The organism is Flavobacterium koreense, from assembly GCF_054776075.1.
The window spans coordinates 1-968 of record NZ_BAAHCF010000005.1 but is presented as its reverse complement, the minus strand read 5'-3'; the positions used below and the strand labels follow the sequence as shown (position 1 = coordinate 968).

Here is a 968-nt window from a genome sequence, read left to right as displayed (position 1 = left end):
TTCAGGTTCACACGAAATATTTTTACGATTTGAATTATTCAAACGTCAAGACCGAATAGTATCACCAAGATTCTTCTAAAAACAAAGGAAATGAAAAACAGAATTATATATTTAGTAGTTGCCTGCATCGCTTCAATGAGCATGTCAGGTCAGAAGTTAAAAGAAGCTAAAGCAGACCAACAATACGATAAGTTTGCCTATGTTGATGCTATAAAAACCTACGAGCGTATTTTTGCTAAAGGATACAAATCGCAAGAGATGTTACAAAAGCTTGGTGACTCGTACTATTTTAAAGCCGATTTAGATAATGCTGCAAAATGGTATGGCGAGTTATTCGCTTTCACACAAGATGTAGAGCCAGAGTATTACTATCGTTATGCACAATCATTAAAAGCGATAAAAGATTACAAAAAAGCCGATGAAATGTTGGTAAAATTTAATCAAAAAAGCGGTAATGATTTACGTGCAAAATTAGCTACAGCCCAGAAAGATTATTTGGCACAAATCAAGAAAAACTCAGGACGTTATACTTTAGAAAATGCTGGAATCAATTCAGAATATTCTGATTACGGAAGTGCTTTTTCAGGTACTAAAGTAATTTTTGCCTCAGCAAGAGATACCGGAGGATTATCTAACAAGAGACACTCTTGGACAGGTGAGAGTTTTACCAACTTGTATAGTGCCAATATAGGCGACCAAGGTGCTTTATCTGAACCAGGAAGATTTGGAGCAAATTTAAATTCAAAGTTCCACGAATCAACACCTGTTTTTACTAAAGACGGAAAAACAGTTTACTTTACAAGAAACAATTTCCTTGACGGAAAAAAAGGAAAAGACGCTAGAAAATCGACTTTATTAAAATTATACAAAGCAACCTTAGATGGTGATAAATGGAGTGATGTAACGGAGTTACCATTCAATAGCAACGAATATAGTGTGGCACATCCGGCATTAAGTGCAGATGAGAA

At 35.1% G+C, this 968-nt stretch carries 1 pseudogene; it reads left to right on the top strand.

The features are described 5' to 3' along the window. Window positions 1-90: 90 nt before the first annotated feature. A pseudogene (locus tag ACYU7A_RS03105) lies at window positions 91-968 on the top strand (OmpA family protein); the annotation flags it as partial.